The sequence below is a fragment of the Rhodoferax sp. OV413 genome, from assembly GCF_945881795.1.
In the GTDB taxonomy this organism is placed as follows: domain Bacteria; phylum Pseudomonadota; class Gammaproteobacteria; order Burkholderiales; family Burkholderiaceae_C; genus Allorhodoferax.
Genome location: NZ_CAMCVG010000133.1, coordinates 1 through 4452, shown reverse-complemented (window position 1 = coordinate 4452; position 4452 = coordinate 1). Strand labels below are relative to the sequence as shown.

Annotated in this window: 6 protein-coding genes; 2 read left to right on the top strand and 4 right to left on the bottom strand. The window is 62.8% G+C overall.

Annotated elements, in window-relative coordinates:
* Both Q0O05_RS11555 and ybgC read left to right on the top strand, forming a co-directional pair.
* The coding region (locus Q0O05_RS11555) for a HipA domain-containing protein (protein ID WP_293663193.1) at window positions 1-622 on the top strand (622 nt) is incomplete at its 5' end.
* Window positions 619-1017 carry a tol-pal system-associated acyl-CoA thioesterase gene (ybgC, locus tag Q0O05_RS11550; protein WP_293663192.1) on the top strand — a complete coding sequence of 133 codons (399 nt, stop codon included), beginning with the start codon at window positions 619-621 and terminating at the stop codon, window positions 1015-1017. The genes Q0O05_RS11555 and ybgC, both read left to right, overlap by 4 nt.
* Here ybgC and Q0O05_RS11545 read toward each other — a convergent pair.
* The 4 genes from Q0O05_RS11545 to Q0O05_RS11530 form a co-directional block, all read right to left on the bottom strand.
* Window positions 1007-1846 carry a shikimate dehydrogenase gene (locus Q0O05_RS11545; protein WP_293663191.1) on the bottom strand — a complete coding sequence of 280 codons (840 nt, stop codon included), beginning with the start codon at window positions 1844-1846 and terminating at the stop codon, window positions 1007-1009. The two genes, ybgC and Q0O05_RS11545, sit on opposite strands and share 11 nt — an antisense overlap.
* A gap of 25 nt (window positions 1847-1871) precedes the next feature.
* A complete protein-coding gene (locus Q0O05_RS11540) occupies window positions 1872-2654 on the bottom strand; it encodes an ATP-binding cassette domain-containing protein (RefSeq protein ID WP_293663190.1) in 783 nt (260 codons plus the stop codon).
* 57 nt (window positions 2655-2711) lie between these two features.
* Entirely contained in the window at window positions 2712-3842 is a 1131-nt protein-coding gene (locus Q0O05_RS11535; protein ID WP_293663188.1) for a succinylglutamate desuccinylase/aspartoacylase family protein, read from the bottom strand.
* Between the two features lie 2 nt (window positions 3843-3844).
* Window positions 3845-4452: ABC transporter permease subunit (locus tag Q0O05_RS11530; RefSeq protein WP_293663187.1), on the bottom strand; the 608-nt coding region annotated here is incomplete at its 5' end.

Here is a 4452-nt window from a genome sequence, read left to right as displayed (position 1 = left end):
GCCCGTGCTGCGCCTGCACCAGGAAGACTTTTGTCAGGCGCTTGGCATCGTCTCCGAGCACAAGTACCAAAACGAAGGCGGCCCTGGCCTCCCCCAGGCGTTTGCGCTCTTGCGCAGCGCTACGCGCCCCAGCGCGCCCCACACGCTCAGGCTGCTGGACTATGTCGTTTTCAACGCCCTGATCGGCAACCACGATGCGCATGGTAAGAACTTCTCTCTGCTGTACACCCCGACAGGTGCCGCGCTGACGCCGCTGTACGACGCGTTATGTACAGCCGTTTATCCCACTCTGACCGAAAAAATGGCCATGAAGATCGGCAGCAAGTACAAATTTTCTGAGGTGATGGCACGGCACTGGGAGCAGTTCGCCCTGGATGCAGCCCTGTCGCCCGCCCAGGTAAAAAAGCGGATTCTCGAGATTGCCAAGCGCCTGCCGGACTTGGCGCGTACCACGCAGGCAAGGTTTAAGAGCCAGGGCAACAGCCACCCCATCATCGACCAGATACTTGCGCTGATCGATCAGCGCTGTGACCTGACTATTCGCCGCTTGACCTCACCCCAAAACGAAGAATCGCCGCCGGAGTCAGCGAGCATCCAGAGCCAAAAGGTAACGGGTCTATGAAGGAGTTCCTTTTTCCTGTGCGGGTGTATTGGGAAGACACTGACGCAGGCGGTGTGGTGTTTTATGCCAATTACTTGAAGTTTTTTGAGCGCGCCCGCACCGAATGGCTGCGCGCATCCGGCATCGAACAGCAGACTCTGCGCGAGGAGGCGGGCGTCATGTTCATGGTGGCTGAGGCGCAAACTCGCTATGTCAGTCCGGCCCGACTCGACGACCTGCTCCAGATCAGTGTGCAGGTGCAGGAGCAGGGCGCTGCCTCGATGCTCATCCAGCAAGAAGCCCGCCGCGGCGACACGCTACTGGCCGAAGGCCGCATCCGTATTGCCTGCGTTCAGGCGGCGACCTTCAAGCCTTGCCGAATTCCTGCGGCGGTGCTGCGAGCCGTTAAAAGGTAGCGTGTACCGCGGCTACCAGCTCTGGCGTGATCTGCGGCATCACGCCAAACCAAGCGTTAAAGCCTGGTCGGGCCTGATTGAGCAGCATGCCCAGACCGTTCACTGTCCGGTGCCCGCGCAGGCGGGCGGCTAGCAGCAGAGGCGTCTCAAGCGGGATGTAAACGGCGTCTGACACCATGGCGTGCGCCGGCAAGTCGTCCAGCACCACGTCCAGCGGCGGCTGGCCGTACATGCCCTGGGTGGTGGTGTTGATCAGAAGGCTTACTCCGGCCATGGCTGTGTTGCGCTCGCTCCAAGGCACCACCGTGACACGGTTTCCGAACGCATCGCGAAAGGCTTGCGCCTTCTCCGGGCTGCGGTTGGTGATGCGCAGTTCGGGCGCGCCTTCGTCGAGCAAGGCCACCACGATAGCGCGCGCCGCGCCGCCGGCGCCAATCACCATGGCGGGGCCGGTGTCCGCGCGCCACGCCGAGTCGGCGTCGCGCAGGCTCTGGAGGTACCCCTCGCCGTCGGTGTTGGTACCCAGCAGGGAGCCGTCTTCGCGAACTACGACCGTGTTAACGGCCTCTACGCGCTGTGCGGCGGGGTGCACTTCGTCCATGAACGCCATAGCGCTCACTTTGTGCGGCACGGTGATATTGCAGCCGGCAAAACCCAGCGCCGCAAGGCCCCGGATGGCTGCCTCCAAGTTGGCGGGCTGCACCGGCAGCGGTACATAGGCGCCTTGGAGGCCGTGGGCGGCAATCCAATGGTTGTGGATGGCGGGCGATCGCGTGTGCGCCACCGGCCAGCCCATGACGCCGGCAAGAATAAAGCGATGTTCAGACATGGAGCGGCTATTTCTCTGAAGATGTTTACTTAAGGCTGCCGGACAAAAATTGGGCCAGCCGCTCGCTCTTGGGGGCGGACAGCACGTCAGCCGGGTGGCCCTGTTCTTCAACCCGGCCTTGATGCAAAAAGATCAGGTGGTTCGAGACTTCGCGGGCAAAGCCCATCTCATGGGTCACGACGACCATCGTGCGGCCTTCCTCGGCCAGGCTTTTCATTACCCGCAGCACCTCGGCCACCAGCTCGGGGTCCAGCGCACTGGTGGGTTCGTCAAACAGCATAACTTCCGGCTCTACCGCCAAGGCCCGCGCAATCGCCACGCGCTGCTGCTGCCCGCCGCTCATGTGGGTGGGGTAGCGGTCTTCCACACCGGCCAGGCCGACCTTCGCCAGATAGGTGCGCGCCGTTGCAACCGCCACATCTTTGGACACGCCCAGTGCCTGCACCGGCACCTCAATGATGTTTTGCAGCACGGTCATGTGCGCCCACAGATTGAAGTGCTGGAACACCATGGCCAACTTGGTGCGCAGGCGTTGGAGCTGCTTCGGGTCTTTGGGGCCCAGCTCGCCGGATGCGCCTGGCACCAGCACGAGTTCCTCTCCGGCAACCTGAATCCGGCCCTGGTGCGGCTTCTCCAGCAGGTTGATGCAGCGCAAAAAAGTACTTTTCCCTGAGCCGGAGCTTCCGATGATGCTGATCACATCCCCAGCCTGGGCCGAGAGGGAAACACCCTTGAGCACCTCGTTCTGGCCAAAGCGCTTGTGGATGTTGTCGACCTGAAGTTTGATGGGCTTGGGGGTGTCGGTCATGGATGGATGAGGGGGCTGTTGGGGCAGAGGTGTTGGGGCGTGCAAATCAAGTGGCGCTTAGGCGCCCAGGAGGTCACCACTGCGAAAAGGGGTGGCGCCGGCAATTTTGCCAATTTCGCCGCCTGAGACGGCATAGCGGTCGCGCACACGGGCATAGAACACTCCTGCGACCCCCGCCCGCACCGCATGGCGGGTGTTCTCCATCGGGTTGATGACTTCAGCCACCAAATCCCCGGGCTGCAAGAAGTCGCCGGGTTGGGCGGCAAAAACCACCACGCCGGGCACGGGGGTCTGTAGCGTTTCAGAGCCCGCCAAGGGCGTGGCGGGAGCACAGGGCGCGGGGATGCGAACCGGCGAATCGCTGTTAATCGCGCCCTTCAGCGCGAGGAAATCAAAGATGGCGAGGGCGTCGGCCTGCGCCCAGGCGTGGGATACATCGGCTTCGCCGCGCAGTTCCACCGTGGTGCTGTTACAGGCCTGCGGGAGGGGCAGGCTCAGACCTTCGGCGGCCAGCCGCTCGGCCAGCTGCCACCACACGCCCGAGAGGCATTCGTCAAACGGACCGCTGCCCGAATTGCGCGCAAGCAATATGGCCCGGCACTGCAGCAGGTGCGCCAGCGGCTCGAGCCCGGGCCAGCAGGGTTCTTCGGTGTAAAAGTGCATCACGCCTTCGCAGTCGCAGTGCAGGTCGATCACGTAGTCGGCGTCATGGGCCAGCGTCAGCAGGGTGCGGCGCAGGCTTTGCAGCTCGGTGGCGGGCTGCCACTGGTCAAGGTAGCGGCCAATCGCCTGCCGCACAGTCCTGACATTGGCGGCCGCATCTTGGGTGAGCCTGGGCTTGACTCCATCCGCCACCGCCAGCGCGAGGTCGGGGTAGTGGCGGTTGAAGTTCTCGGAGCTATCCAACTCAAAGCGCCCCATGGGCTTATGGTCCAGCCGCTGGGCGAGGCCAATCGGATTGGCGACCGGCACCAGCACGATTTCGCCACGCAGCCGGCCTTGCGCTTTGGCCTGGTCGAGCAGGCCGCGCAGGTGAAAGGCGACGAGCATGCCCGGCAGCTCTTCAGCGTGCAAGCTGGCCTGGATGTAGATCTTTGGCTCCGCACCCGGGCTGCCGTAATGAAAGCTGCAGAGGCTGCGCTGGCTGCCCAGGCTGTTAGAAATAAGCGGGTGGTCGTGGCGTTGCATGCTCAGTCCTTACGCGGCGCGAGGTAGGCCAAAAAGTGCCTTTCAGCGAGCCGGAAAACGCCGATCAGGCAGAAAGTTGCTATCAAATAGATAGCTGCTGCCGCAATGTAGGCCTCGAAGGGAAGGTAATAGTCTGAATAAACTCGGCTGGCGGCAGCGGTCACGTCCAGCATGCTGGGCACGGCGCTGGCCAGGCTGGTGCTCTGCAGCATCATCACCACCTCGTTGCTGTAAGCGGGCAGGGTGCGGCGCAAGGCGCTGGGCAATACGATGCGCCGCATGGCCTGAAAGCGGCTCATGCCATAGGCCTGCGCTGCCTCCATCTCGCCCGCCGATGTTTCGCGAATAGCGCCTGCCAGCATCTCGGCGGTGTAGGCAGCCGTGTTCAAGCTGAAAGCCAGCAGCGCACAAAAAAATGGTTCCTTGAAGTGCGTCCAGGGCCACACATCGTCCCACCGGGTTTGAATCCATTCCAGTTGGCCGAGCCCGTAATAGATCAGGTACACCTGAATCAGCAGCGGCGTGCCACGAATCACATAGGTGTAGCTGCCGACCAGCCAGCGCAGCGCCGTCCAGCGGCTGGTCAAAGCAAGGGCACACAGCAGCGCCA

Coding starts and splice junctions, on each gene's coding strand:
- ybgC (WP_293663192.1), top strand. CDS start 619: ATGAAGGAGTTCCTTTTTCCTGTGCGGGTGTATTGGGAAGACACTGAC.
- Q0O05_RS11545 (WP_293663191.1), bottom strand. CDS start 1,846: ATGTCTGAACATCGCTTTATTCTTGCCGGCGTCATGGGCTGGCCGGTG.
- Q0O05_RS11540 (WP_293663190.1), bottom strand. CDS start 2,654: ATGACCGACACCCCCAAGCCCATCAAACTTCAGGTCGACAACATCCAC.
- Q0O05_RS11535 (WP_293663188.1), bottom strand. CDS start 3,842: ATGCAACGCCACGACCACCCGCTTATTTCTAACAGCCTGGGCAGCCAG.